This window comes from Achromobacter sp. Root565 (genome assembly GCF_001427425.1).
Taxonomy (GTDB): domain Bacteria; phylum Pseudomonadota; class Gammaproteobacteria; order Burkholderiales; family Burkholderiaceae_B; genus Achromobacter; species Achromobacter spanius_D.
On sequence record NZ_LMGO01000001.1, the window covers coordinates 3,711,598 to 3,738,415 of the forward strand.

Consider the following 26,818-nt stretch of genomic DNA (forward strand, 5'->3'; position numbering starts at 1 on the left):
GAATGCAGACGATCCTGAAGCTGCGCATCGCAGCTATGGCGGCGCTTGGCGCCATCACCCTGTCCCTCGGCACGGCCCATGCCGCCGACGAACCCCGCCGCCCGGAATGCATTGCGCCCGCGCAGCCCGGCGGCGGATTCGACCTGACGTGCCGCCTGGCCACCGAAGGTCTGAAGCAGAGTGGGGCGCTCAAGAGCGCCATGCGCATCGTCTACATGCCCGGCGGCATCGGCGCGGTGGCGTACAACAACATCGTGGCCCAGCACCCGAACGAGCCGGGCACCATCGTCGCGTTCTCCGGCGGCTCGCTGCTGAACCTGGCGCAGGGCAAGTTCGGCAAGTACAACGTCAACGACGTGCGCTGGCTGGCCGCGATCGGCACCGACTACGGTGTGGCCGTGGTGCGCAACGACTCGCCGTACACCGACCTGAAGAGCCTGATGGACGCCTTCAAGCAGGATCCGACCAAGATCGTGCTGGGCGCGGGCGGCACCGTGGGCAGCCAGGACTGGATGAAGGCAGCGCTGACCGCCAAGGCGGCAGGCGTGGACTTCAAGAAGATGCGCTTTGTCGCCTTCGAAGGCGGCGGCGAGGCCGTGACGGCGCTGCGCGGCGGCCATATCCAGGCCTACATGGGCGATGCGGCCGAAGCATTCACGATGCTCGAAGGCGGCGCCCCGATCCGCGTGCTGGCGGTCTTCAACAACCAGCGCCTGCCGGGCAAGCTGGGTTCGGTGCCCACCGCCAAGGAACAGGGCTACGACATCGTCTGGCCGATCATCCGCGGCTTCTACGTCGGTCCCAAGGTCTCCGACGCCGACTACCAGTTCTGGGTGGACGCGTTCAACAAGACGACGGCCGCACCCGAGTTCGAGAAGCTGCGCCAGCAGCAGGGCCTCTTCCCCTTCAACAAGACCGGCCCGGAACTGGACGCCTACGTGAAGAACCAGGTCAAGCAGTACGGCGAACTTGCCGACACCTTCGGCCTGATCAAAAAGTAAGCCAGCCGCAAGGACTGACCCCGATCGCGCCCGCTAGGGCACACCTGCCGCCCGCTCAGCCGGCGGCAGGTCCCGCTGCGCCGCGCGATCCGACTTGAACGGAAACCTGGACCATGAATGATCGAATCCTGGGCATTGCTGCCCTGGCGCTGGCCGTCTTCATGACGGCCGCCGGCTGGAGCATCGAGGCGCCCTTCGCCTACGAGCCCGTCGGCCCGCGCGCCTTCCCGCTGTTGTTGGCGCTGATCATCGGCCTGTGCGGGCTGTGGCTCGTCTACAAGGGCGGGCACGCCGTCGAGCGCAACCCGGCCGGCGCCAACGGGCGCATTGCGCTGATGGTGGTGTTCGTGACCGTCTACGCGTTTCTCTTCCAGTGGCTGGGCTTCATTGTCGCCACGTCGCTCATGACGATCTTCGTGGGCCGCCTGTTCGGCGGCAGCTGGGTGAAGTGCGCGATCGGCGGCGTCGTCATGAGCCTTTTCTTTTTCGTGCTGTTCGACAAGGTGCTGGACGTTGTCCTGCCCGGTGGACTGCTGGAGAACCTGATATGAGCGGCATTCTCGATCATCTCTCGATAGGCTTTGGCGTCGCGTTTTCGCTGACGAACCTGCTGGTGGCGGCCATCGGCTCCTTCATCGGAACCATGGTGGGTGTGCTGCCGGGGCTGGGGCCGGTCAACGGCGTGGCGATGCTGATCCCGATCGCCTTTGCCATGAACCTTCCGCCCGAAACGGCGCTGATCCTGCTGGCGGCGGTGTATGTGGGCGCCGAGTACGGCGGCCGCATCACTGCGATTCTGCTGAACGTGCCGGGCGAGGCCAGCGCCATCATGACGACGCTGGATGGCTATCCGCTGGCGCGGCAGGGTCTGGCCAACGTGGCGTTGTCGTTGTCCGCGTGGTCGGCGTTCTTTGGCGCCATCGTGTCGGTGGTGGGCATCATTTTGCTCGCGCCGCTGCTGGCGAAATGGGCGCTCGCATTCGGCCCCGCCGAATACTTCGTGCTCATGATTTTCGCGTTTTGCTGCCTGACCAGTTTGCTGGGCAAGCAGCCGGTCAAGGGCGTGCTGGCGGCGATGATCGGCCTGTCCATTTCGGTGGTGGGCGTGGACGCGAACTCGGGCGTCTACCGCTACACGTTCGAGTCCGTGCATCTGGCCGATGGCATCGATTTTGTCGTGGTCGTCATCGCGTTGTTCGCGGTCAGCGAGATGCTGGAAATGCTTGAGAAGGTGATGGCCGGCCACAGCGTCGAGGTCAAGCCCAGCGGCCGCAAGCTCTTCAATCTGAAGGAGATGGCGTTCACCTGGTGGAGCGTGGTGCGCAGCGCGCTCGTGGGCTTCGGCGTGGGGGTGCTGCCCGGCGCAGGCGCCAGCGTGGCCGCGGCGGTCGCGTATTCGCAGGAAAAGCGCATCATCGAAGCGAAGGATCCCGAAGCCAAGTTCGGCAAGGGCGACATGCGCGGTCTCGTCGCGCCGGAAGCCGCCGCCACCGCGTCGGCGATCGGTTCCTTCGTTCCGATGCTGACGCTGGGCGTGCCCGGTTCCGGCACCACCGCGGTGATGATGGGGGCTTTGACGCTCTACAACATCACGCCGGGTCCGGTCCTGTTCGACACCAAGCCCGAGTTGGTATGGGGCCTGATCGCGTCGCTGTTCGTAGCGAACGTGCTGCTCTTCGTGATGAACGTGCCGCTGGTGCGGTTCTTCTCCAAGGTGCTTTCGGTGCCGGGCTGGCTGATGGTGCCGGGCATCCTGTGCATCAGCTATATCGGCGTCTACGCGATCAACGCGGGCACCTTCGATCTGCTGCTGGTTGCCGGAGTCGGCACGCTGGGCTATTTCCTGCGCAAGTTCGGTGTGCCGATGGCGCCGCTGGTGCTGGGCGTCGTGCTGGGCAACATGATGGAACAGAACCTGCGCCGTGCGCTGTCGATGACGGATGGCGACGTCGGCGTGTTGTTCGCCAGTCCCGTGTCGATTGCGCTGTGGGCGGGCGCGGCGGCGGTCGTCATCGTGCCGCAGATCCTGCGCCGCGTGCGCGCCGCAAGAAAGGTTGCCGCTGGGCCGGTCTGATGGAAGCGGGTTTGCGCACCGGCCGGTGCGCAGGCTGACGCAAAGCCAGGCCGGCAAATGTTCAGGGGCGCCATTCGGCGCCCCCTTTTTTTCAGGCCTGTCGCGGATGCTGCATCCGCGTTTTAATATATGAGCTTTTACTCAGATATTGAACGATCAAACCTGCTGCAGGCGTTCCAGCGCGGCGTCCAGCGTTGCATCCTTCTTCGCGAAGCAGAAGCGCACGATACGATGATTGGATTCCGGCGCGTCGGGGTGGCGATAGAACGCGGACACCGGAATCACGGTCACGCCATGGTTGACGGTCAGGTCGCGCGCGAAGTCGGCTTCGTTCTGCTTGGAGATCTGGCTGTAGTCAGCCAGCAGGAAGAACGTGCCGGGGCTGGGAAGCGGGCGGAATCGCGTCTGCGCCAGGCCTTGCGACAAGCGGTCCCGCTTGGCCTGATAGAACGCGGGCAGGTCCAGGTACGGCTTGGGATCCCGCATGAATTCGGCCAGCGCGAACTGCATCGGCGACGGCACGGTGAACACCATGAACTGGTGCACCTTGCGCAGCTCGGCGCTCAGTTGGCGCGGCGCGCAGCAATAGCCGATCTTCCATCCGGTGGTGTGGTAGGTCTTGCCGAACGACGAGATCACGAACGCATGTTCGGCGAGCAGGGGGCGGCGCGCGACGCTGGCATGCGGCTTGCCGTCGAAAACGATGTGTTCGTAGACCTCGTCCGACAGCAGCAGCACGCCCGTGTCGCGAACGATGGCTTCAAGCGCGTCCAGGTCGCTGTCGTCAAGCACGGCGCCCGTGGGATTGTGCGGGAAGTTCAGCATCAACAGGCGGGTCTTGGACGTGATGGCGTCGCGCACACGCTGCCAGTCGATGCGGTAATACGGATCGGCTTCGGTGGGCGCGCGCAGCGGCACGGGCACCGCGGTGCCGCCAGCCAGTCGAATCGCCGGCAGATACGAGTCATAGCACGGCTCGATCACCACCACTTCGTCGCCGCTGCCCACCGCAGCCAGCACCGTGGCCATCAACGCCTCGGTGGCGCCGCTGGTGACCGTGATCTCGGTTTCGGGATCGTAGGCATGGCCATAGAGCTCACGCGTCTTGGCCGCGATGGCTTCGCGTAGCGGCGCGACGCCGGGCATGTACGGATACTGGTTGTGGCCGTCGGCCATCGCCTTGGTGACCAGGCCGCACAGCGCGGGGTCCGGATCGAAGTCAGGAAAGCCCTGGCCCAGGTTGATGGCCTTGTGCTCGATGGCCAGGCGGCTCATCACGGTGAATATGGTGGTGCCGACGTCGGGGAGTTTGGAGCGGATCATGTTGGACGCGAAGTGAACACGGGTAGCCGAGGAAAGTTTTCGTAAGTATCCCACTAACTCATAATTCATTTTTCATGAGCTTCTAACGCGGATGGGATTGTGGTTCAGAACATGTTGGTGCGAGTGCTGGGGGGCTTCGGTATTGCGCTGGCCGGCGCGTTGCTCGCAGTGTGGGCCCACCTGCCGCTGCCGTGGATGTTGGGCGCGCTGCTGCTGACCGCGAGCACCCGGATCGCCGGCGTGCGGACCGCGTGCCCGCGGCCGGCACGCAATGCGGGCCAATGGGTCATCGGCGCATCGTTGGGGCTGTATTTCACGCCGCAAGTCATTGGGCACATTGGCAGCAACGCCGGACCCATTGTCGTGGGAATGCTATTCGCGCTGGCGCTCGCGTTTCTGGGGACCGCCATTTTGCGGCGTTTCACGGACGTGGATTTCAAGACCGCGTGGTTTTCGTCGGCCATTGGCGGTGCGAGCGAAATGGCCAATCTGGCCGAACGCCATGGCGCGCGGATCGATCGCGTGGCGACCGCGCACAGCGTGCGGGTGTTGCTGGTGGTGGTGACGGTCCCGTTCATATTCCAGTGGTGGGGCGTGGCGGGTCTGGATCCCACGGTCCCGGGACCGCGCGAGGTGCACGTACTTGGCCTGGCAGCGCTGGTGGCCCTGACCATTCTGGGCGGCGCCGCGTTTACGAAGTTGCGGCTACCCAATCCATGGGTGCTTGGGCCGATGCTTGTCGCGATGGTGTTGACCGCGTCGAGCATCGAACTTTCCGCATTGCCGGATTATGTTCCCAAGGCGGGACAGCTCCTTATCGGCTGGTCGCTTGGTGACCGATACCGGCCCGATTTTTTCCGCGCCGCGCCGCGTTTCATGGCGGCGGTGGCGGGCTTTACGGTGTTGGCATTAGCGCTGGCCTTCGGCGTGGGCGCGTTGCTGTCGTTGTGGTCTGCGGCGCCCACTCCCACTTTGATTCTAGGTACGACCCCAGGCGGCATTGCCGAGATGGCGATCACCGCGAAAGTGCTGCAGCTGGGCGTTCCGGTGGTGACGGCGTTTCACGTCACGCGTATGGTTTTCGTCGTGATCGTGACGGGTCCCCTTTATGCAATTCTGGCGCGCCGGCGCGGTAATTCCGCCTAGCGGTATTGCCGTTCCAGTGAAAAAAAAGCGACATTGGGGTAAACAACTATATGACTCGGTAATGCCGGATGAGTATGCTGATTCCGCAGTTGATTCAAGCGCGCGCAGACTCGTTTCTGCCGCTCTGGCGACAAGCGGGAACACTGGTTTTGCACCGATCGTTCAGTTCGCACGGCGTCCTTGATTCAATGCATTTCGATTTAATTACAGGACGCTAGAAAAAATGGCTCAGAAGGGCAAAGTCAAGTGGTTCAACGCTGACAAGGGTTTCGGTTTCATCACGCCGGACGTGGGCGGCACCGATGTGTTCGCACACTTTTCCGCCATCCAGGGTCGCGGCTATCGCAGCCTGAACGAAGGCCAGGAAGTCGAATACGAAGTTAAGGATGGTCCGAAAGGACCTCAAGCGGCCGAAATTCGCCCGCTCTAAATCGGGAAATCCCAATTTCCCGTCGGCCAGGCTAGGCCTGGCTACAACGCCCCAAGACCTCCCGGTCTGGGGCGTTGTTTCATTTGCGGCCGCACTTGCCGCCATTCGATGCGCCACCGTTGGGCCATTGCGCCCGCGCGCCGTCGCGCTTAAATCGCCGTGCGCTGCGGACCGTCATGCGTCATGTGTTGGCGCTCATCTGCCAGTTTGTTAGTGTTCACTAACATATCCTCGAGCATTGGATAACTCTGTGGATAATTATTTCCGGACATGAGCATCTAGCTGCTCAGTAATGAAGCAATTGGGCTTTGGCAAACCGGGTTTTGCACAGATTTCTGCATTAATGCAGGCTGCGGCGTGCTGTTTCCCGTGGATAGTCCAGCGCGTCATCCTGGAGTGGCGCGAAGGCGGTTTAATCAGCGTTTTCATAGGGAAACGCGTCGATTACCAGGGTGTTCAAGCGCGGTGAATTTCAGTATCCAAGAGTGCATTCATGTGCATTTTCGGTCGAGCAGGGCGTGTGGAATGCCGATCTGGGGACTGTTGTTCACAAAGATATCCCCATGTAGGTTATGCACAGAATTACGCCTCCCGTTATCCAAATTGAGGGTCCCCGCCTGTGGATAGAAATGGGGATATCGCTCAAATGGTGAGGGTGCGGGAACGGAAATTGCCGTCTGGGAGGGTTGCTCTTTGACGACCCCCCAAGCGGCATCGCCGCTGCGGCAGACGAATTTTTTGTGGTCGGAGATCTTCCGGCGACTTGTCCACAGCATTTCACATGAAGCCGCGAGCGCCTCGGCCATATGGATGATGGCGCGGCGTCGGGAGTACGAGGAAGATTATTGTCGGGTCAATGAACAGGTGCGCCGGTCTGGCACTGCCCACTGGATATCCGGGGTGGGGATAATTTTGTGAATAAAGCGCCTCGGGGTTTTGGCCGCGCGATTTGACCGTGAGCTTGTGCAAGAGTTCAGCAAGTTGTTGAAGTTGCTTTTCGTCTTTCCGCACTCCCATAACCGACTTCACTTGCGCGTGTTTTCTCCTGCACTTACCGCAGTTTCAGTTTCTGTGGTCTTGCTTCGAATGCGTGGGGATTGCGGTGGATAAATCGTCTCGCATTAAGTCGAGTACCTGCCGGAGGGGCACGGCTCGACTGTGCATATGTCGATGAGCTGTCAGGCGTTACGTGACCGCGTTGCGGGGCCGCGGTTTGATCGCGGCATCCTAGGTCTGCTCACAGGATTGCCTGTTGATAAGAGTGTGCGTAACCCAGGTTCTCCGCGTGGGATTTCGATTCTTTTCATAGTGCGTTGTCGTTAGCTAGTGTCTGTGGATAAGCCGCATGCCTGGGCAGCTCCGCGCGTTACGACCAGGTCTGTTCGATTCGCCGCATTCTGTCCGCATGCTCTGATGTGCTCTCGCCAGACGGCCCGGCGCTCGGGCAAACGTGTGGGTAACTTCGCCGGCGAAGACTTGCGCGGGCGTAGGGATTGAGACCTGGTCGATCGGCGGCGATCTGCAAACATACGCGCTGACGCGTTGCCGTCCGGCCTGGCGATGGAAAAAAAGGCGTTTTTCCGGGCAGGGGGTAGGTAAGGGTCGAATAAATCGTTATTTATCATCTTTCTTACCTTTTCGGATTGCTGACTCGATTATTGGACGCGTCGAGGTTGGACTCGTGGCAGCGCTTTCGAAAGGCGGGGTAAGGGAGATCGCCGGTGCCAACGGAGGTGCCGTAGAGCTCAATGGCTAATAGCACCACGTCGTGTTTCACGTGAAACACAGCTCCTGCAAAACGTCTCGCTGCTTCCGCGTGTTTCACGTGGAACATTTCTCTCGATTTGGCTGGGCGCAGGAGCGCGGACGCCTGAGAATTCCGCGTTGCGCACGCAGCTTTGCCAGGTTCCATCCATTGTTTTAGCGCTGAGCACCGTTGATAGAGTGGCCGACGCGTGGTGTCTGTTGCGCGGATCGCGAACATCGGCTCCTGGTTTTCCGCTATCACGAGAGCTCCTATAGCCCTGGGCGTCGGCGATTAGTTGGTTGCCCGAACCAATTTTCGGGTGCCTCGCACGATGTTCCACGTGAAACAGTCAAAGTCTGTCAGCGGGGATAGAGCGGTCTGGCGGCTTCTTCGATTACTACGTGGCGGATACTCCCCACTTCGGGGGCGAGGCCACATAGTGATGGCTCGGGATGGAGGCGGGACCCGCTGCACACCGTTGTTTCACGTGGAACATCGGACTCCCGCGACCCTTGGCGGCGAATTTGCCGGATGAGGAATCCAACTGCCGCACAAGGGAAAGTGTGGTGGGGTTCGGCTCTCGTCGGGATAGGGATGCCTTGTCTGCTGGCTCGTTCAGCCGAACAGGGGCAGAGTCGCGACAGCGGCGATGTCCTGATCTCCAGTAGGCTAGTGGCTAGACGGAGCCGGTTGCCCGCGCTCGTCCTTCGCCTTCCCGGATGACAGGATGGGGTGGGCTCCCTGCAGTTCGCCCAGACACATTGTTCCACGTGAAACGTCGCAGCCAGTCTCGGCTGTGTGTCCCGGGACTGCAGGTTATGCACACCAAACGCGTTATTGCTCGAGAGGCCGGATGCAGGACCCGGATTCACGGGAACAGATGTGGGTTGCGGCCGCAATACCCCCGCCATCACCTTGTCGAGCGACGAGAAACTAGAAGATTGTCGTAGGGGAGGGGGCTCACAACGCGCCGAAGCAATGTTGGGTGGAATGTTCCACGTGAAACACTGCAAGCACCGGCCGCCACCGCCTTTCTCTGTTATGGCAAAGATAGCTTAATGAGCAGGACCCGCATTCGGTCTCTTGGTCCCAGGCGCAGATAAGTTTTGCGGAGAGCCCACCGCCGCCGATCACCCTCATGCCACGTTCGGTCAACCATAAGCTCTTCAGACCGTCATCACAGTTTCACGTGAAACACCGCCAACGTCCGCCCTTTACGTACTTAGTCGACAAGCGACGGACGTGTTTCACGTGGAACATCCCCGAGAACACCGGGCAGGTGCCGATATCTACCCACCCATCCAACCATTCGATACCAACCGCCCAGCCCCAAATGCGCGCGGTCGCCACATAAAACAACCTGTCCGCATGTTTCACGTGAAACATGCAACCCCTGCCTCTATAATGAGCGCCGATCGCTCTCTTCTTTACCTCCCCCCATCATGGACTATCCCCGCGAATTCGATGTCATCGTCGTCGGTGGCGGCCACGCCGGCACTGAGGCGGCATTGGCTGCCGCCCGCACCGGTGCGCAGACGCTGCTGCTCACGCACAACATCGAGACCCTTGGCCAAATGTCTTGCAATCCGTCCATCGGCGGAATCGGCAAGGGCCACCTCGTCAAAGAGGTGGACGCGTTGGGCGGGGCCATGGCATTGGCCACCGACGAGGCCGGCATCCAGTTCCGTATTCTGAACGGCTCGAAGGGTCCGGCCGTACGCGCAACGCGAGCGCAGGCCGATCGTGTCCTGTACCGCAAGGCCATTCGGGGACGCCTCGAGAACCAGCCGAACCTGTGGTTGTTCCAGCAGGCGGTCGAGGACCTGATGGTGGAAGGGGATCGGGTTGTTGGCGCCGTGACGCAGGTTGGCCTGAAGTTTCGCGCCAAGACGGTGGTGCTGACTGCCGGCACGTTTCTGAATGGTCTGATCCACGTCGGCCTGCAAAACTATTCGGGCGGCCGCGCCGGAGACCCTCCCGCGATTTTGCTGGGTCAGCGTCTGAAAGAGCTGCAGCTTCCCCAAGGCCGCCTCAAGACCGGCACGCCGCCGCGCATTGATGGCCGCACGATCAACTACGCCATCCTGGAAGAACAGCCCGGCGACCTGGACCCGGTACCCGTGTTCTCCTACATGGGCAATGTGGCCATGCATCCGCGCCAGCTGCCGTGCTGGATCACCCATACCAACGCGCGCACCCACGACATCATTCGTGGCGGCCTCGATCGGTCGCCGATGTACAGCGGCGTCATCGAGGGCGTGGGCCCTCGCTATTGCCCGTCCATCGAAGACAAGATCCATCGGTTTGCCGATAAGCAATCCCACCAGGTGTTCCTGGAACCGGAAGGGCTGGATACGCACGAGGTGTACCCCAATGGCGTCTCGACCAGCCTGCCTTTCGATGTGCAGCTGGATCTGATTCATTCGCTGCCCGGGCTTGAGAACGCGCACATCATGCGGCCTGGCTACGCCATCGAATACGACTACTTCGATCCACGTGGACTTAAGAGCACGCTCGAAACCAAGGCAATTGAAGGGCTTTACTTCGCCGGACAGATCAACGGCACCACCGGCTACGAAGAAGCCGCGGCTCAAGGCCTGTTGGCTGGCGTGAACGCCGCCCTGAAATCGCAGGACCGTGAGCAGTGGACCCCGCGCCGGGACGAAGCCTATCTGGGCGTCCTGGTCGACGATCTGGTCACGCGCGGTGTGACTGAGCCGTACCGCATGTTCACGTCCCGTGCCGAATATCGCCTGAGCCTGCGCGAAGACAATGCCGATCTGCGCCTGACGGAAATCGGTCGTGAACTCGGAATTGTCGACAATACACGATGGGACGCGTTCAACCGTAAGCGCGACGCCGTCGCCGCTGAAGTCGAGCGCCTGAAGTCGTCATGGGTGAATCCGCGTCTGCTGCCCGCCGAGGTGGCCGAGCCGCTGCTCGGCAAGGCGATCGAACGTGAGTACTCACTAGCAGATCTGTTGAAGCGCCCGAACGTGACCTATGAAGCCCTGATGGCCGCCCAAAACGTGGACGGCACGCTGCTCGCCGGCCCGGGCGTTGTCGAGGACGACGTGCTCTCGGAGCAGGTCGAGATCCAGGTCAAGTACGCCGGCTACATTGCGCGCCAACAGGACGAGGTGCAAAAGCACATTGCCCACGAGCAACAGCCGATCCCGGCTGATGTCGACTACGACGCCGTGACCAGCCTGTCCTTTGAAGTGCGTCAGAAGCTCAAGACGCATCGTCCGGAAACGATCGGCCAGGCCGCGCGCATTTCCGGCGTCACGCCGGCTGCCATTTCGCTCCTGCTCATTCACCTGAAGCGCCTGCATTACGGCTCGCGCAAGCAAGCGGCATGAGCGCGCCCGCCAATCAGGCCGGCATCGACATGGCCGGCCGACTCACTCGCGCATGCGAGCAGCTGGGCGTGAACGCCGACGACGGCGCCATCGCCAAACTGCTCAATTATCTTGCGCAGATGCAGCGCTGGAATCGCACCTACAACCTGACCGCCATCCGCGATCCGCAGCAGATGCTCGTGCAGCATCTGTTCGATAGCCTTGCGGCCGTGAAGCCCTTCAGCGAGGCGCTGGCAGCGCCCGATGGTCCGGCCAAGGTCTACGACGTCGGCTCGGGTGGCGGGCTGCCTGGCGTCGTCCTGGCCATCATGCGGCCCCAGTGGTCGGTGACCTGCGTTGACGCGGTCGAAAAGAAGACTGCGTTCGTGCGTCAGATGAGCGGCGCGCTGGGTTTGCCCAACCTGCAATCGCAGCATGCGCGCATCGAAACGCTGGATCCCGCCGAGTGCAACATCGTGACGTCGCGAGCGTTTGCATCATTGGATGATTTTGCGCAACTCGCGGGTCGCCACGTAGCCAAGAATGGTACCCTCGTCGCCATGAAGGGCAAGCTCCCCGAAGAAGAAATCCAGGCGCTGCACGCGCGCGGGGAATGGCAAGTCGATCATATTCAGCCGCTCCAAGTCCCGGAGCTGCAAGCAGAACGCTGCCTGATCTGGATGCGCCGCAGTCAAGGAACCCTATGAAGAACATACCCCCCAGCACATCCGCCCGCGTCTTCTGCATTGCCAATCAAAAGGGCGGAGTGGGCAAGACGACGACCGCCATCAATCTGGCAGCGGGCCTTGCCACGCATAATCAGCGCGTGCTGCTGGTGGACCTGGACCCGCAGGGCAATGCCACCATGGGCAGCGGCATCGACAAGAATTCGCTGAAATCCAATCTGTACCAGGTGCTGATCGGCGAATCCTCCATCGAACAGTCGCGCGTGAAGTCGGAGTCCGGCGGCTACGACGTGCTGCCCGCCAACCGCGAACTTTCCGGCGCCGAGATCGATCTGGTGCAGATGGAACAGCGCGAACGCCAACTGAAGGCCGCCATCGACACCGTCGCGACCCAGTACGACTTCGTGCTCATCGACTGCCCGCCCACGCTGTCCCTGCTTACCCTCAACGGCCTGGCTGCCGCGCATGGCGTCATCATCCCGATGCAGTGCGAATACTTCGCGCTCGAAGGCCTGTCCGATCTCGTCAACACCATCAAACGCGTGCATCGCAACATCAACGACGATCTGCGCGTGATCGGATTGCTGCGCGTCATGTTCGACCCGCGCATGACCCTGCAACAGCAGGTGTCCGCGCAACTCGAATCGCACTTCGGCGACAAGGTCTTCAAGACGGTCGTGCCGCGCAATGTGCGCTTGGCCGAAGCACCCAGTTACGGGATGCCGGGTGTCGTGTATGACCGCGCGTCACGCGGCGCGCAGGCCTACATCTCGTTCGGTGCCGAAATGATAGAACGCGTCAGGAAGGACCTGAACTAGCCGTCCCCATGTCCGACGCCGCGCTCTTTTTTCCGACCCAGACAGCCATCTCCACGCCGCCCGCCGACGTGCGCGATACGCTGCGCGTGCGGCTGGAAGATGCGGCGCTCAACGCCACTGCTGTGGGCGCGCAGGTGATCTATGATGGCTGGTTGGTGCGTTTCGCCCATTCGCCGGCCAAGCGGGTCCGCAGCGTCAATGTGCTGGGGTTATCCACACGTCCTTTGGATGAGCGGCTGGCGTATTGTTCATCGTTGTATGCGCGCCAGGGTTTGCCCATGGTGCTTCGCATCACCTCCATCGGCCCCGATTTTTCGCTCGACGCCGAACTGGAGGCCCGCGGTTATATCTACACCGGTGAGACTCGCGTCATGAGCACGCCGCTCGCTCCCCGCGCAAGCGTCAGGAGCGATTTGCATTTCAGCATGGTCGATGCCGAACGCTTCGCGGCGGCGGTCGGGGCGTTGCGCGGCTCGTCTGCCGCGCACATCGACGAACATCAGACGCGCTTGCAGGGCCTGGCTGTGGATAAGCTGCCCGTGCTGGCCACCGACGCGGCAGGGCAGGTGGTGGTCGCGGGCATGGCCGTGCGCGAAGGCGACCTGCTCGGCCTGTTCGACATCGTTACCCATCCAGGACATCGGCGCAAAGGCTACGCCGCCGTCCTGATGGAGCATTTGCTGGCCGAAGGGGCCGCCGGCGGCGCCAGCACGGCCTACCTGCAGGTCGAGCCGGAAAACACCGCGGCGCGGACGCTGTATGCCCGCTACGGATTCAAAGACTGTTACGCGTATTGGTACCGCCTGCCCGCCGAGCAGGCGGACGCCTGAGCTCGGCGCTCAGGATACAAAGACAGAAGGAAAGAGGATTTAATTATGGCCACCAAGAAACCCAAGGGATTGGGTCGCGGACTGGACGCCTTGCTGGGCGCCGACGCGCCCGCGATCGACAACATCGGCAAGGCTGTCGCCAAGCCCGAGGGTCCGCCTTCCACCCTGCCCATCTCGAAGATGCGCGCCGGCAAATACCAGCCGCGCACGCGCATGGACGAGGGTGCCCTGGGCGAGCTGGCCGAATCGATTCGCACGCAAGGCATCATGCAGCCGATTCTCGTGCGTGCGCTGGGCGATGTGCCCGGCCACTACGAGATCATCGCGGGTGAACGGCGCTTTCGCGCGGCGCAGCTTGCCGGCCTGAAGGAAGTGCCGGTGCTCGTGCGAGAGGTCGCCGACGAAAACGCGGCCGTCATGGCGCTCATCGAAAACATTCAGCGCGAAGACCTGAATCCGCTGGAAGAAGCGCACGGCGTGCGCCGTCTGCTCGATGAGTTCGGCCTGACGCACGAACAGGCTGCGCAGGCCATCGGCCGTTCGCGTTCCGCCACCAGCAACCTCCTGCGTCTGCTGAACCTGGCCGCGCCCGTGCAGACGATGCTGCTGGCCGGCGACGTTGACATGGGCCACGCCCGCGCGCTGCTGGCCGTCGACGCGGCCACGCAGATCCAGCTGGCCAACCTCATCATCGCGCGCCGCCTGTCGGTGCGCGAGGCCGAAAAGCTCGTCGCCAAGACCGCCAAGGAAGCCGAAGCCTCGGCCTCGCCCAAGAAGAAAGCCAACGGCGTGTCGCGCGACCTGACGCGTCTTGAAGAAGCGCTGTCCGACCATCTGGGCACGCGCGTCGCGCTGAAGGTGGGCGCCAAGGAAAAAGGGCAGATCGTCATCGACTTCCACGGCTGGGAGCATCTGAACTCGCTCCTCGAACGCCAAGGCCTTTCCGGAGCCGTGGATGCCTGAACGCGCATTGCCCGTCATTGCGGTGCTCGCAACGGGCGGCACGATAGCAGGGGCCCAAACCGACGCCACGTCCGCGGGCTACAAGTCCGGCACGTTTTCCGTGAACGACCTGCTTGCCGCGGTGCCGCAGCTTGCCAGCGTTGCCGAGATCCGCGCCGAGCAGGTGGCCAACGTCGGCAGCCAGAACATGACGCACGACGTCTGGCGCGCGCTGGCGCAACGCGTTGACACGCTTTGCCAGGACGCCTCGGTGGCCGGCATCGTCATCACGCACGGCACGGACACGCTTGAGGAAACGGCGTATTTCCTCAGCCTGGTCAACCGCCATGACAAGGCCGTCGTGCTGGTCGGCGCAATGCGTCCTGCCACGGCGCTCGGCGCCGAAGGACCGGCCAACCTGTACAACGCGGTGGCGCTGGCGCGTCATCCCGACGCGCGCGGCCGCGGGCCGCTCGTCGTCATGAACGAAGACATCCACTACGCCCGCGAAATCCAGAAGATCGCCAGCGCGGGCCTGTGCGCCTTCGCGTCGCCCAATCGTGGCCGCGCCGGCGTCATGCACGGCGGCGTGCCCAACTTCTATTCGCGCAACGCCACCACCTTCGGCGAACAAAGCGAGTTTTCACTCGCATTACTGGAAAAGGCCGGCTGGCCGCGCGTCGACATCGTCTACGCGTACGCCAACCTGCAGGCCGACCTGATCGATTTCCTGGCCAGCGCGGCCGACGGCATCGTGCTGGCGGGCGTGGGTGACGGCAACGCCACCGACCTGGCCATCGAAGGCCTGCGCCGCGCAGCGGATGGCGGCGTGGCGGTCGTGCGATCCAGCCGCACCGGCAGCGGGTTCGTGGCGCGCGACGTCGAAGTCGACGACGCCACCTTGGGCTTTGTCGCGGCGCGTGATCTCAATCCCCAAAAGGCGCGCATCCTGCTGATGCTCGCCTTGACGGTCACGCGCGATACGGCTGCCATGCAGCAGATCTTCGACCGTTACTGAACCACGGACCGCGGCGGGGTAGCCGCCGCGGCGCCTTGCTGCGCAAGCCCCAGGTTGGTCCGCAGCATGTCGTACACCTGCCGCGTCAGCGGATTGATGAGATCACGCCTTATCCACAGGAAGTACGTCACATCCGGCAGTGGCGGCAGTCCTTCCTTTTCTCCCAGCACCCGCATCTCCGGCCCCAGCAGTTCCACGCTGCGCGCCGTCACGCCCAGGCCCGCGCGTAGCGCCGCCTTGATGCCCACCAGGTTTGGCGCCACGTAGTTCGTGTGCCAGCGCACCTGCGCCTGCTCCAGCGCGTTGAGCGCCAGCCGGCGGAAGATGCTGGGCTCGTCCGCCAGCACCAGCGGCACGGGCGAATGGGCATCATGCACGTAATCCGCGGACGCCAGCCAGACCGTCGGCGACGTGCGCAACGCCACGCCCTCGAAGTCCTGATCAAAGCGCGTCGAGATGGTCAGATCGATCTCGCCGGCGCGCAGCGCGTCCATCAGGAATGGGCTGCGATCAACCCGGATCTCCAGCTTCACGCGCGGCGCGACGCGCGCGATGTGCGTCAGCAGGGTGGGCAGGATCGTGTCGGCCACGTCCAGCGGCGCGCCCAACCGCAGATCGCCTTCCAACGGCCCGGCCTGCAGCGCCCGCAACGCTTCGTCATTGATGGCCAGCATGTGCCGCGCGTATTCCACCAGACGCCGCCCGTGAGAGGACAGCACCTTGTTGCGCCCCTGCTTTTCAAAGAGGGGCAGGCCGATCATGGCCTCGAGCCGCTGCATCTGCTGCGTGATGGCCGACTGCGTCTTGTGCAGCCGGTTGGCGGCTTCCGAGAACGTTTCATGCTGGGCGATTGCCGCAAGCGTGCGCAGCAGATCAAGGTCGAGATTCCGCATTCTGGTTGTGAAGAACGGGTTCAGGGATAACCCGACACATTAGCAGTCCTAATGGAATCTTCAAGCAATTTAAATTGTTGGCGTGCTGACCCGGCGATACAGTAAGTGCAATAACTCATGAAACAAGAGGGAACGTCGACGTGAGCACTGCACATCCTCAACAGGCCGGCATCGATAGCGCGGTCGAAAATATTAAAAAAACTGTAGGAAATAAGGGCCTGAACCGCGACAGCCTGCAATCGGTTCTGGACGAGCTGGTCGCCCTGGCCGGCAACACCGCCTGGTGGGGCGCCGACCGCTATCCGCCGCCTGAAGGCGACGAACGTCAGGCCCGCTATCTCATTGCCGAAGACGCCGACAAAAGCTACGCGCTCTACCTGAACGTGATGCGCCCGGGCAAGAAGATCGTGCCGCACAACCACACCACCTGGGCGTGTATCGCGGCGGTCGAAGGCGTCGAATACAACTACGTGTACGACCGCATCGACGATGGCTCCCAGCCGGGCGTCGGCAAGCTGGAAAAGGTCGACACCGTCGTCGTCGGCCCCGGCAGCGGCATCGCGCTGATGCCCGACGATATCCACGCCGTGGAGATTCAAGGCGACAGTGTCATCCGCCACCTGCACATGTACGGGCGCGCCCTGGAAACGCTGGACCAACGTCTGGGCTTCGACCTGGACACCGGCACCTGCAAGATCATGCCGATCGGCGTGCAGACGCGGCGCTGATCATGAGCAAGCCCTTCCGGTCCGCAACGCGCCTGCTGCGCGCGGGACGTCCTCAACAAGGCTGGGTCAACACCCCGGTCACGCGCGCCAGCACGTATGTTTTCGACAGCGTGCAGGCGTGGCGAGATACGCGGGCGCGCCGCGAACAGGAGCGGCTGCCCTCCTACGGCGCGCGCGGCACCGACAGCACGCACGCATTGGAAGACGCGGTGGTCGAACTGGAAGAGGGCTATCGCGCCAAGCTCTACCCCACGGGCCAGGCCGCGATCGCCACCGTGCTGCTCGCCTATCTTCGCGCGGGCGACCACGTGCTGCTGACCGATGCCGTGTATGAGCCGGTGCGCCGGTTCTGCGCCGAACACCTGACCCGCCTGGGTATCGAGTTCACGTACTACCGCCCAGACGGCGTGGGCATCGAACTGCAGATCCGGCCCAATACCCGCATGATCTACGCCGAGTCGCCGGGGTCTTTGACCTACGAGATGCCGGATCTCATCGAGTTATCCACAACTGCGAAAAAACACGGTTGCTGGCTGGCTGTGGATAACACGTGGGCGTCCGGTTTGCTGCAACAGCCGCTCGCATTAGGGGCCGATATTTCCATCCTGGCCGCGACCAAATACCTCGGCGGCCATGCCGACGTCATGATGGGCGCGGTAGTCACCAACGAACGTGCATGGCGAGCGCTGGAACGCGCCACGATCGACTTCGGCCAGACGGTGGGCGCCGACGATGCCTTTCTGGTGCTGCGCGGCATGCGCACGCTGCCGTTGCGCTTGGCGCAGCACGCCCGCAGCGCGCTGCGAATCTCTCAGTGGCTGCAGGCACGGCCCGAAGTCTCGCGCGTCTTGAATCCCGCCTTGCCGGGCGACGCGTCCCACGCCATCTGGCGGCGCGATTGCAATGGCGCCAATGGCCTCCTGACGCTCGAACTGTCCGACGCCTACACCGACGCCGATGCCGAACGGCTTATCGACAGCCTGCAGCTCTTTGGCATTGGCGCATCGTGGGGCGGATTCGAAAGCCTGGTGATACCGGTCTTTCTGCAGAACTCGCGATCCCTCCCCGGCTACCAGGCCAGCGGCCCCATGTTGCGCCTGCATATCGGCCTGGAAGATCCCGACGACCTCATCGCCGATCTGGAACGCGGCCTTGCCGCGCTGTCCCAACCCCTTCGCTCCCTCCGAATCTCATGATGCAGTCCTCTCACGACCAACATTCCGCCAGCGTCGACTCGCATACGCTCAAGCAGTGGCTGCACGATGGCGGCGAGATCGCGCTGCTGGATGTGCGCGAACATGGCCAGTACGGCGAGTCCCATCTTTTCTACGCCGCGCCGGTGCCCTACAGCAGGCTTGAAGTCGACATCGTGCGTCTCGCCCCCCGCCGTGACGTGCGCGTCGTCGTCTACGACAACGGCGGTGATGACGACACCGCGGCGCGTGCCGCCCGCGCACTGGCCGCGCTCAGCTACACCAATGTGCGTCAGTTGGCGGGCGGGCTGGCGCAATGGCAGCGCGATGGCTACGCGGCATTTGCCGGCGTGAACGTACCCAGCAAGACCTTCGGCGAACTGGCCGAAGAGGTTTTCCACACCCCACGCATCGGCGCCCGCGAATTGGCCGAACGCCAGCGCCGCGGCGACGACCTCATCGTGCTGGATGGGCGTCCCTTCACCGAATATCAGAAGATGAGCATTCCGGGCGGCATCTGCTGCCCCAACGGCGAGCTGGCGCTGCGCGCCCACACGCTGGCGACACGGCCAGACACCACCATCGTCATCAATTGTGCCGGCCGCACCCGCAGCATCATCGGGGCGCAGACGCTGATCAACCTTGGCGTTCCCAATCCCGTTTACGCGCTCGAGAACGGCACGCAGGGCTGGTATCTGGAGGACCTGCAGCTCGAGCACGGCGCGCGCCGCCGCTATGCGGACGACGTTCCGCAGGGCGATGTTGCTGCGCTGGCGCAGCGCTCCGCGCAGCTCGCACGGCGCCATGGCGTACCGACGGCGAACGCCGCGCAGGTCCAGGCCTGGCTGGGCGACGCCGCCCGCACCACGTTCCTGTGCGATGTACGCAGCGCCGAGGAATTCGCGCAAGGCTCCCTGCCGGGCGCGCAACACGCGCCGGGTGGACAGCTCATCCAGGCGACGGACCAGTACATTGCCGTGCGCGGCGCACGGATCGTCGTGTTCGATGCGGAAGGCGTGCGCGCGCCGGTCGTCGCCAGCTGGCTGCGGCAAATGGGCTGGGACGCCTGCACGCTCGATGCAGGAAGCGGCGCCGTGCTGGTCAACGACGTGTCCTCAGCGCCGGTCCCGGCGGTCACCGTGCTGTCCGATGCGCAGCTTGCGGATGCGCTGGCGCAGGGCGCGCAGGCCATCGATATTCGCCCCAGCATGCGGTATCGAATGCGCCACATCGCCGGCGCGCGCTGGTCGATCCGGCCGCGCCTGGATCGGCTGCCGCTCGATCCCGCGCGTCCCGTCATCCTGCTGGCCGAGGACGCCGCGCTGGCGGCCTGGGCGGCGAGCGACCTGCGCGCATTGGGCATGCCGGACGTCAAGGCGAACACGGGCACGCCCGAAAGCTGGACCGCGCAAGGGATCCCGCTGGAATCCTCGCCCGCCGATCCGCCCGACAGCGACTGCATCGACTACCTCTTCTTCGTGCATGACCGTCACGACGGCAACAAGGCTGCCGCGAGGCAGTACCTGGCCTGGGAAACCAACCTCGTCAAGCAGATCGACGAGCGGGAACGCGCCACCTACCGGTTCCCCGGGTCTCCGGCCGGCTGACACCGCCGCCGCGCCGGCGCGCGCGGCGTCACCCACGCTTCAACCTGATCAGTACGCCCCGGCGGCCTTTGCCGGCGGGGTGCGGACGGTTCATGGCGAACCGGAATGCAAAGGACGGCCGAGTATCCGGCCGCCAACTCAAGGGGAAATCCAGATGAAGCATCACGCATTGCACGCATGCAAGACCGCCGCCGCGATGGCGGGCCTGCTGTGGGGAGTCACGGCCCACGCGCAGGCACCGGCGCCGTTGGCGGACTATCCGAAGCAGGCCATCACCGTGGTCTCGCCGTTTCCGCCCGGCGGCGGCAACGACGGCGTTGCGCGTCTGATCGCGCAGGAACTGGGCGCCATCACGGGCCAGAGCGTGGTGGTCGAGAACCGTTCGGGGGCGGGCGGCAACGTCGGCACCGCGCAGGTCTCGCGCGCCAAGCCCGACGGCTACACCCTCGTGATGTCGCAGACCAGCGTCATGGCCGTGAATCCGCGCCTGTACAAGAATGTGGGCTTCGATCCGCTGAAGGACTTCGTGCCGATCTCGCAGATCACCTCGGCGCCGCTCGTGCTCGTGTCGCGTGCGGACGGGCCGTACAAGACGCTGGACGCCTATCTGGCGGCGGCGCGCAAGCAGCCGGGTGTCATCACGTACGCGACGCCCGGCAACGGCACGATGAGCCACCTGATGGGCGCGCTGGTGTCGAAGAAGGCCGACGTCAAGCTGGTGCACGTGCCGTACCGCGGCGCCGCGCCCGCCGTGACGGATCTGTTGGGCGGCACCGTCGACATGCTCATCACATCGCCCGCGTCCGCCGAGCCCATGGTGGCCGCCGGAAAGCTGCAGATCCTAGCCATGAGCCATGGCGACGGCGTCGGCGTGTTCAAGCGCGCACCCACGTTGAAGCAGGCCGGCCTTGAAGGCATCACCGCGGACGACTGGTACGGCCTTTTCGCGCCCGCCGGCACGCCGCCTGAGCGTATTGCGTATCTGGCGCAGGCCGTGGACCGCGCCATGAAGTCGCCCGCCGTGATCGCCAAGATCAACAGCGGCGGAAGCCAACCTGTCGGCAGCGCGCCGGACGCCTTCAAGAGCCGGCTGCAGCAGGACACAGCCTATTGGGCCGAAATGGTGAAGACGGCCGGCGTGTCGCTGGACTGAGGTCGTGTGCCCGCCCTAGGGAAACCACGGGGCGCGGCGTGGCTGCGGCTGGGTGTAGCGCGAGTACAGGGCAGGGCATGTTTGCCAACGTGTGGCATCGTGACTAGACTGGAAAAACGTGCAGTCCCGCGCAACGCTTCAGCCACAAGGTGAACAAGCATGCACGCACTAGGGGTAGCAACGCTGGAAGACGCAGAGCGGCTGGTCCAATCCAGCCCGCTCTCGCATATCAAAGTGGGCTTGTCCGACGTCGACGGCGTCATGCTGGGCAAGTACCTGCGGCGCGACAAGTTTCTGGGCGCCTTGCGTTCCGGGCTCGCGTTTTGCGATGTCGTGCTGGGATGGGACCTCGATGACCAGCTCTACGACAACACCCGCTACACGGGCTGGCACACGGCATACCCCGATGCAAAGATGCGGATCGTGCCGCAGAGCGCGCGCCGGCTTCCCTTGGAGCAAGGCCCTGGCGGCGAAGACATGCTGCTGTTCCTGGCCGAATTCGAAGGCGATGCCGCCGCCATCTGTCCGCGCCGTCTGCTGCACCGCGTGATCGATCGCGCCGCGGACATGGGATTCGACGTCTACGCCGCGTTGGAATATGAGTTCTTCATGTTCCGCGAAACGCCGCATTCGGTCCGCGCCAAGCACTACCGCAACATGGAGAACTGGACGCCGGGCAACTTCGGATATTCCGTGTTGCGCAGCACGGTCGAAGGGGACTTCTACCGCAAGCTGCTCGACCTGTGTGAACGCATGGACATGCCGATCGAAGGCCTGCACACCGAAACGGGCCCGGGCGTGCTGGAAGCGGCGCTTGCCGTGGACCTCGCTGCGGCGGCGGGCGACAAGGCGTTTCTGTTCAAGACTTTCACGAAGGCGCTCGCGCAGCAGAACGGTCTGATGGCGACATTCATGGCGAAGTGGTCGCACGAGCATCCCGGCCAGAGCGGTCACATCCATCTGTCGCTGCGCCATCACGACTCGGGGCGCTCGGCCTTCTTCGACGAGTCGCAGCCGCATGGCGTCAGCAGCACGCAAGCCGCCTTCATGGCGGGCGTGCAGCACTATCTGCCCGAGTTCATGGCGTTGTACGCACAGACCATCAACAGCTATTCGCGCCTGGTGCCCGGGTACTGGGCGCCGCTGGACGCGACCTGGGGCATGGAGAACAGGACGACGGCGCTGCGGCTCATTCCCGGCAGCGATAAATCGCAGCGCGTCGAAGTGCGCATCGGTTCAGCCGACGCCAATCCGTATCTGGCCCTGGCTGCGGCGTTGGCGTCCGGGTTGCACGGCATCGAGCAGGGCCTGTCGCCCGAGCCCATGGTGCAGGGCAATGCCTACACGCAAGAATTTCCCGCGCATCTGCATCTGCCCACCACCTTGTGGGAGGCCGCGCAGCGTCTTCGTGCATCCGAGGCCGCGCGTCTGCTGTTTGGCGACGCGTTTGTCGAGCACTATGCCGCGACGCGTGAATGGGAAGAGCGGCAGTTCCGGCGCCACGTGACCGACTGGGAGTTGGCCCGCTACTTCGAAATCATCTGATCCCGTCCATTGCAACCCAGGGCCGCCATGACCGATGAACTGATCACCATCAGCCCGATAGACGGACGCGAGGTCGTCCGCCGCGCCTATGCCAGCGACGCGCAGATCGCGCAGGCGCTGGCCAACGCACAGGGCGCGCAGCCTGAGTGGCATGCGCTCGGCATCGACGCGCGGGGGCGCATCGTCGAGGCGGCCGTGGCCCATTTCGTGGCGGCCAAGGACGAGATCGCGCGCGCCATCACCATCCAGATGGGCCGTCCGTTGCGCCACGCGCCCGGCGAGGTAGACGGCTTCGCGGCCCGGGCGCGTCACATGATCGCGATCGCGCAAGACGCGCTCGCACCCATCGCCGCGCCGGCGCAAGCCGGTTTCACGCGCTTCATCAGCCGCGAACCCATCGGCGTGGTGCTCACCATCGCGCCATGGAACTATCCCTTGCTGACCGCAGTGAACAGCATCGTGCCTGCATTGATGGCGGGCAATACCGTCATCCTCAAGCATTCCGACCAGACACCGCTGTGCGCGGAACTCATTGAACGCGCATTTCGCGACGCGGGCGCGCCCAGAGGCGTGTTTCAGTACCTGCACGCCAGTCACGACATCACGCAACGGCTGATCCGCGCGCCCGAGATCGGCTATGTGTCCTTCACCGGATCCGTGCGGGGAGGGCGCATTGTTCAGGAGAGCGCGGCGGGCCGCTACATCGGCGTCGGACTTGAACTCGGCGGCAACGATCCCGCCTATGTGCGTGAAGACGCCAATCTGGACGCGGCGGTGGAGTCCCTGGTGGACGGCGCCTTCTTCAACGCCGGCCAATCCTGTTGCGGCATCCAGCGCATCTACGTGGCGCGCAGCGTGCATGACGCGTTTGTCGAGCGCGCGGTTGCCCTGACGCACCGCTACGTACTGGGCAATCCGCTGCAGCCGGACACGACGCTTGGTCCGGTCGTTCGTGCCCGCGCGGCGGCCGAGATTCGCGACGTCATCGAACAGGCGGTAAGCGCCGGCGCGGCAAATCTGATTGATCACTCGCATTTTCAAAATGCGAGCGAAGACTCACTTATGAGCAAAAGCTCATGTTATGTCGCGCCCGCCTTACTGACCCAGGTTGATCATCGCATGCGCATCATGAGCGAAGAATGCTTTGGCCCGGTCGTCGGCATCATGCCGGTAGACAGCGACGATCAGGCCATCGCGCTGATGAACGACAGCCCGTATGGTCTGACGGCGGCGGCCTACACGCAGGACGAAGCCGCCGCATTGCACATCGGCAGGCAGTTGCGCACGGGCACCTTCTTCATGAACCGTTGCGACTACCTTGACCCGGCGCTCGCGTGGACAGGCGTCAAGCAATCGGGACGCGGCGTGTCCTTGTCGTCAGTCGGATACGAACAGCTCACGCAGCCAAAGTCCTTCCATCTGCGCAGCCTCTGACGCCGCGCCATCAGGATTCGAAACATGACCGTCCCCGCCGTCAACTGGAACTATCCCACGGCCATCAAGACAGGCCCTGGACGCATCAAGGAGCTGCCGGGCTATTGCGGCGAGCTCGGCATGAAAAGTCCGTTGCTCGTCACTGACCCGGGACTTGCCGCGCTGCCCATGGTTCGTGATGCGGTGACCGCGTGCCGCGATGCGGGCCTCGACTGCGCCGTTTTCCACGACATCAAGGGCAATCCGACCGGGCGCAATGTTGATGACGGCGTGGCGGTGTTCAGGCGGGGGCGCCATGACGGCGTGATCGCATTCGGCGGCGGCTCCGCGCTCGATGCGGCAAAGGCCATTGCGTTGATGGCCGGCCAGGACCGGCCGCTGTGGGACTTCGAAGACGTCGGCGACAACTACCTGCGCGTCAACGCCTCCGGCATGGCGCCCGTCGTGGCCGTGCCGACCACCGCAGGCACCGGCTCCGAAGTTGGACGCGCGTCCGTCATCACCGATGAAGCCGCGCAAGTGAAGCGCATCATCTTCCATGCCCGCATGCTGCCGTCCATCGTGATCCTCGACGCCGAACTCACGATCGGCCTGCCGCCGAAGATCACCGCCGCCACGGGCATGGATGCGCTGTCGCACAATCTCGAAGCCTATTGTTCGCCGGTCTTTCATCCGATGGCGGCAGGCATCGCGCTGGAAGGCATGCGCCTCATCAAGGAATATCTGCCGCAGGCAGTCGCCAATGGCGCCGATCTGCAGGCGCGCCAGCAAATGCTCACCGCATCCTGCATGGGCGCCACCGCCTTTCAGCGCGGCCTGGGCGCCATGCACGCGCTGGCACACCCGCTTGGCGCGCTGTATGACGCACACCACGGCCTGCTCAACGCCATCCTCATGCCTTATGTCCTCAAGGCCAACGAACAGGCAGTCGCGCCGCGCCTCGAAGCGCTCGCCCGCTACCTCGGTCTGCCCCAGCAAGGCCCGGCCGCGGTGCTCGACTGGGTCCTGGCCCTGCGCGAGCAGGTCGGCATCCCTCACACCCTCGCCGAAATCGGCCTGGACGATGCCCAGGCCGAGCGGGTGGGGCACATGGCCAGCCAGGATCCGTCCGCTGGAACCAACCCGGTCAATTTCTCCGCTGAAAAATATTCTCAGCTTTTTCGTGCAGCAATTCGCGGAAACCTGTAAGCTTCGCCCCCTCTGCGCGGAAACGCGGCGGAGGTGGAACTGAAATTTTGAATTTTTCGTCCGAATGGTTTGACAGCGGATTTGAAAGTGTTCATAATCTCAAGTTCTCCGCTGGAGGGGTGCCCGAGTGGTTAAAGGGGGCAGACTGTAAATCTGTTGGCCTTGCGCCTACGTTGGTTCGAATCCAACCTCCTCCACCAGAGACCCATACCTAAATCCAGGCGCGGTTTGCCTGGATTTGCAATGTAAGGCCAGGCGGCCTTGCGCACCCTTCGCAAAGAAGGTGGCAAGGTTTTACCGGCCTTCATTTCGAAGGGTTGGGAAGTGAAAAGGTGAAAGGGTTTGCCGCGGGTGTAGCTCAATGGTAGAGCAGAAGCCTTCCAAGCTTACGACGAGGGTTCGATTCCCTTCACCCGCTCCAAGATTTTTAAATGCCCATGTGGCTCAGTGGTAGAGCACTCCCTTGGTAAGGGAGAGGTCGCGCGTTCGATCCGCGCCATGGGCACCACAAATTCCAAATTCTTTTCTTCAGTCAGAAGCGCAATCCAGGTCAGGAGTCAGCCATGGCAAAAGGCAAGTTTGAACGTACCAAGCCGCACGTGAACGTGGGTACGATTGGTCACGTTGACCACGGCAAAACGACGTTGACGGCGGCGATCACNCATGGCAAAAGGCAAGTTTGAACGTACCAAGCCGCACGTGAACGTGGGTACGATTGGTCACGTTGACCACGGCAAAACGACGTTGACGGCGGCGATCACGACCGTTCTGTCGAACAAGTTCGGCGGCGAAGCCAAGGGCTACGACCAGATCGATGCGACTCCTGAAGAAAAGGCTCGCGGCATCACGATCAACACGGCTCACGTCGAGTACGAAACGCAAGCGCGTCACTACGCGCACGTTGACTGCCCGGGCCACGCTGACTACGTCAAGAACATGATCACGGGCGCCGCCCAGATGGATGGCGCGATCCTGGTCGTGTCGGCCGCTGACGGCCCCATGCCGCAAACGCGTGAACACATCCTGCTGAGCCGCCAGGTTGGCGTGCCGTACATCATCGTCTTCCTGAACAAGGCTGACATGGTTGACGACGCCGAGCTGCTCGAGCTGGTGGAAATGGAAGTTCGCGAACTGTTGTCCAAGTACGACTTCCCGGGCGACGACACCCCGATCGTCAAGGGTTCGGCCAAGCTGGCGCTGGAAGGCGACAAGGGCGAACTGGGCGAGCAAGCCATCATGGCGCTGGCCGACGCGCTGGACTCGTACATCCCGACGCCTGAGCGTGCCGTTGACGGCGCGTTCCTGATGCCGGTTGAAGACGTGTTCTCGATCTCGGGTCGCGGCACCGTGGTGACCGGCCGTATCGAACGCGGCATCATCAAGGTCGGCGAAGAACTCGAAATCGTCGGTCTGGTGCCGACGGTCAAGACGACTTGCACCGGCGTGGAAATGTTCCGCAAGCTGCTGGACCAAGGTCAAGCCGGCGACAACGTGGGCATCCTGCTGCGCGGCACCAAGCGTGAAGACGTCCAGCGCGGCCAAGTTCTGGCCAAGCCGGGCTCGATCACCCCGCACACGGACTTCACGTCCGAGGTCTACATCCTGTCCAAGGAAGAAGGCGGCCGTCACACCCCGTTCTTCCAAGGCTATCGTCCCCAGTTCTACTTCCGCACGACGGACGTGACGGGCACGATCGAACTGCCGGCCGACAAGGAAATGGT

Annotated in this window: 23 protein-coding genes and 3 tRNA genes; 24 read left to right on the forward strand and 2 right to left on the reverse strand. The window is 63.4% G+C overall.

From position 1 onward, the window contains the following. Positions 1 to 2: 2 nt before the first annotated feature. From ASD71_RS16515 to ASD71_RS16525, 3 genes are all read left to right on the forward strand, one after another. Entirely contained in the window at positions 3 to 1,001 is a 999-nt protein-coding gene (locus ASD71_RS16515) for a tripartite tricarboxylate transporter substrate binding protein (RefSeq protein WP_056566077.1), read from the forward strand. A gap of 113 nt (positions 1,002 to 1,114) precedes the next feature. After that, complete coding sequence (locus tag ASD71_RS16520; RefSeq protein WP_056566080.1) at positions 1,115 to 1,552, forward strand: tripartite tricarboxylate transporter TctB family protein; 438 nt, start codon at positions 1,115 to 1,117, stop codon at positions 1,550 to 1,552. After that, entirely contained in the window at positions 1,549 to 3,075 is a 1,527-nt protein-coding gene (locus ASD71_RS16525; RefSeq protein ID WP_056566083.1) for a tripartite tricarboxylate transporter permease, read from the forward strand. Before ASD71_RS16520 ends, ASD71_RS16525 begins: the two co-directional genes overlap by 4 nt. Before the next feature lie 156 nt (positions 3,076 to 3,231). On the opposite strand, the gene ASD71_RS16530 is transcribed toward ASD71_RS16525, so the two are convergent. Then, entirely contained in the window at positions 3,232 to 4,398 is a 1,167-nt protein-coding gene (locus ASD71_RS16530) for a pyridoxal phosphate-dependent aminotransferase (protein ID WP_056566086.1), read from the reverse strand. 111 nt (positions 4,399 to 4,509) lie between these two features. Here ASD71_RS16530 and ASD71_RS16535 point away from each other — a divergent pair, with 111 nt between their 5' ends. The 9 genes from ASD71_RS16535 (at position 4,510) to ASD71_RS16575 (ending at position 15,356) form a co-directional block, all read left to right on the forward strand. Next, entirely contained in the window at positions 4,510 to 5,544 is a 1,035-nt protein-coding gene (locus tag ASD71_RS16535; protein WP_056566089.1) for an AbrB family transcriptional regulator, read from the forward strand. Between the two features lie 223 nt (positions 5,545 to 5,767). Further along, positions 5,768 to 5,974, forward strand: coding sequence for a cold-shock protein (locus tag ASD71_RS16540; protein WP_056566091.1), 207 nt, complete (start codon positions 5,768 to 5,770; stop codon positions 5,972 to 5,974). Positions 5,975 to 6,266: 292 nt separating this feature from the next. Then, complete coding sequence (locus ASD71_RS28035; RefSeq protein WP_156395160.1) at positions 6,267 to 6,443, forward strand: hypothetical protein; 177 nt, start codon at positions 6,267 to 6,269, stop codon at positions 6,441 to 6,443. 2,720 nt (positions 6,444 to 9,163) lie between these two features. Further along, positions 9,164 to 11,083, forward strand: coding sequence for a tRNA uridine-5-carboxymethylaminomethyl(34) synthesis enzyme MnmG (gene mnmG, locus ASD71_RS16550; RefSeq protein ID WP_056566096.1), 1,920 nt, complete (start codon positions 9,164 to 9,166; stop codon positions 11,081 to 11,083). Continuing rightward, on the forward strand, positions 11,080 to 11,769 hold the full coding sequence (gene rsmG, locus ASD71_RS16555; protein WP_056566099.1) for a 16S rRNA (guanine(527)-N(7))-methyltransferase RsmG: 690 nt from the start codon (positions 11,080 to 11,082) through the stop codon (positions 11,767 to 11,769). Before mnmG ends, rsmG begins: the two co-directional genes overlap by 4 nt. Then, entirely contained in the window at positions 11,766 to 12,566 is an 801-nt protein-coding gene (locus tag ASD71_RS16560) for a ParA family protein (protein WP_056566102.1), read from the forward strand. Before rsmG ends, ASD71_RS16560 begins: the two co-directional genes overlap by 4 nt. An 8-nt stretch (positions 12,567 to 12,574) precedes the next feature. Beyond that, positions 12,575 to 13,396 (forward strand): N-acetyltransferase, encoded by an 822-nt coding sequence (locus ASD71_RS16565; RefSeq protein WP_056566104.1) that lies wholly within the window; start codon positions 12,575 to 12,577, stop codon positions 13,394 to 13,396. A gap of 45 nt (positions 13,397 to 13,441) precedes the next feature. After that, the gene (locus ASD71_RS16570) at positions 13,442 to 14,359 is read left to right on the forward strand and encodes a ParB/RepB/Spo0J family partition protein (protein WP_056566108.1); all 918 of its coding nucleotides are present in this window, start codon (positions 13,442 to 13,444) and stop codon (positions 14,357 to 14,359) included. Continuing rightward, positions 14,352 to 15,356: an asparaginase gene (locus tag ASD71_RS16575; protein WP_056566111.1), complete on the forward strand. Its 1,005-nt coding sequence runs from the start codon at positions 14,352 to 14,354 to the stop codon at positions 15,354 to 15,356. Before ASD71_RS16570 ends, ASD71_RS16575 begins: the two co-directional genes overlap by 8 nt. Here the strand turns inward: ASD71_RS16575 and ASD71_RS16580 are convergent. Further along, positions 15,350 to 16,249, reverse strand: coding sequence for a LysR substrate-binding domain-containing protein (locus ASD71_RS16580; protein ID WP_056566113.1), 900 nt, complete (start codon positions 16,247 to 16,249; stop codon positions 15,350 to 15,352). The two genes, ASD71_RS16575 and ASD71_RS16580, sit on opposite strands and share 7 nt — an antisense overlap. A gap of 140 nt (positions 16,250 to 16,389) precedes the next feature. Between ASD71_RS16580 and ASD71_RS16585 the strand changes: the two genes are divergently transcribed. The 12 genes from ASD71_RS16585 to tuf form a co-directional block, all read left to right on the forward strand. Next, complete coding sequence (locus ASD71_RS16585; RefSeq protein ID WP_056566118.1) at positions 16,390 to 16,977, forward strand: cysteine dioxygenase family protein; 588 nt, start codon at positions 16,390 to 16,392, stop codon at positions 16,975 to 16,977. A 2-nt stretch (positions 16,978 to 16,979) separates the two neighbouring features. After that, positions 16,980 to 18,173, forward strand: coding sequence for a cystathionine beta-lyase (gene metC, locus ASD71_RS16590; RefSeq protein WP_056566122.1), 1,194 nt, complete (start codon positions 16,980 to 16,982; stop codon positions 18,171 to 18,173). Beyond that, entirely contained in the window at positions 18,173 to 19,777 is a 1,605-nt protein-coding gene (locus ASD71_RS16595) for a rhodanese-like domain-containing protein (RefSeq protein WP_056567020.1), read from the forward strand. Before metC ends, ASD71_RS16595 begins: the two co-directional genes overlap by 1 nt. Positions 19,778 to 19,931: 154 nt before the next feature. Beyond that, positions 19,932 to 20,930 carry a tripartite tricarboxylate transporter substrate binding protein gene (locus ASD71_RS16600; RefSeq protein WP_056566126.1) on the forward strand — a complete coding sequence of 333 codons (999 nt, stop codon included), beginning with the start codon at positions 19,932 to 19,934 and terminating at the stop codon, positions 20,928 to 20,930. Positions 20,931 to 21,089: 159 nt separating this feature from the next. Continuing rightward, entirely contained in the window at positions 21,090 to 22,475 is a 1,386-nt protein-coding gene (locus tag ASD71_RS16605; protein ID WP_056566129.1) for a glutamine synthetase family protein, read from the forward strand. Positions 22,476 to 22,502: 27 nt separating this feature from the next. Further along, a complete protein-coding gene (locus tag ASD71_RS16610; RefSeq protein WP_056566132.1) occupies positions 22,503 to 23,909 on the forward strand; it encodes an aldehyde dehydrogenase family protein in 1,407 nt (468 codons plus the stop codon). A 24-nt stretch (positions 23,910 to 23,933) separates the two neighbouring features. Then, positions 23,934 to 25,097, forward strand: coding sequence for an iron-containing alcohol dehydrogenase (locus tag ASD71_RS16615; protein ID WP_056566135.1), 1,164 nt, complete (start codon positions 23,934 to 23,936; stop codon positions 25,095 to 25,097). A gap of 113 nt (positions 25,098 to 25,210) precedes the next feature. Next, positions 25,211 to 25,297 (forward strand) — tRNA-Tyr (locus tag ASD71_RS16620). Positions 25,298 to 25,444: 147 nt separating this feature from the next. After that, a tRNA-Gly gene (locus ASD71_RS16625) sits at positions 25,445 to 25,518 on the forward strand. Between the two features lie 12 nt (positions 25,519 to 25,530). Then, a tRNA-Thr gene (locus tag ASD71_RS16630) sits at positions 25,531 to 25,605 on the forward strand. A 55-nt stretch (positions 25,606 to 25,660) separates the two neighbouring features. After that, the coding region (locus ASD71_RS27730; RefSeq protein ID WP_033453371.1) for a GTP-binding protein at positions 25,661 to 25,758 on the forward strand (98 nt) is incomplete at its 3' end. A 2-nt stretch (positions 25,759 to 25,760) separates the two neighbouring features. Beyond that, the coding region (tuf, locus tag ASD71_RS16635; RefSeq protein WP_056566138.1) for an elongation factor Tu at positions 25,761 to 26,818 on the forward strand (1,058 nt) is incomplete at its 3' end.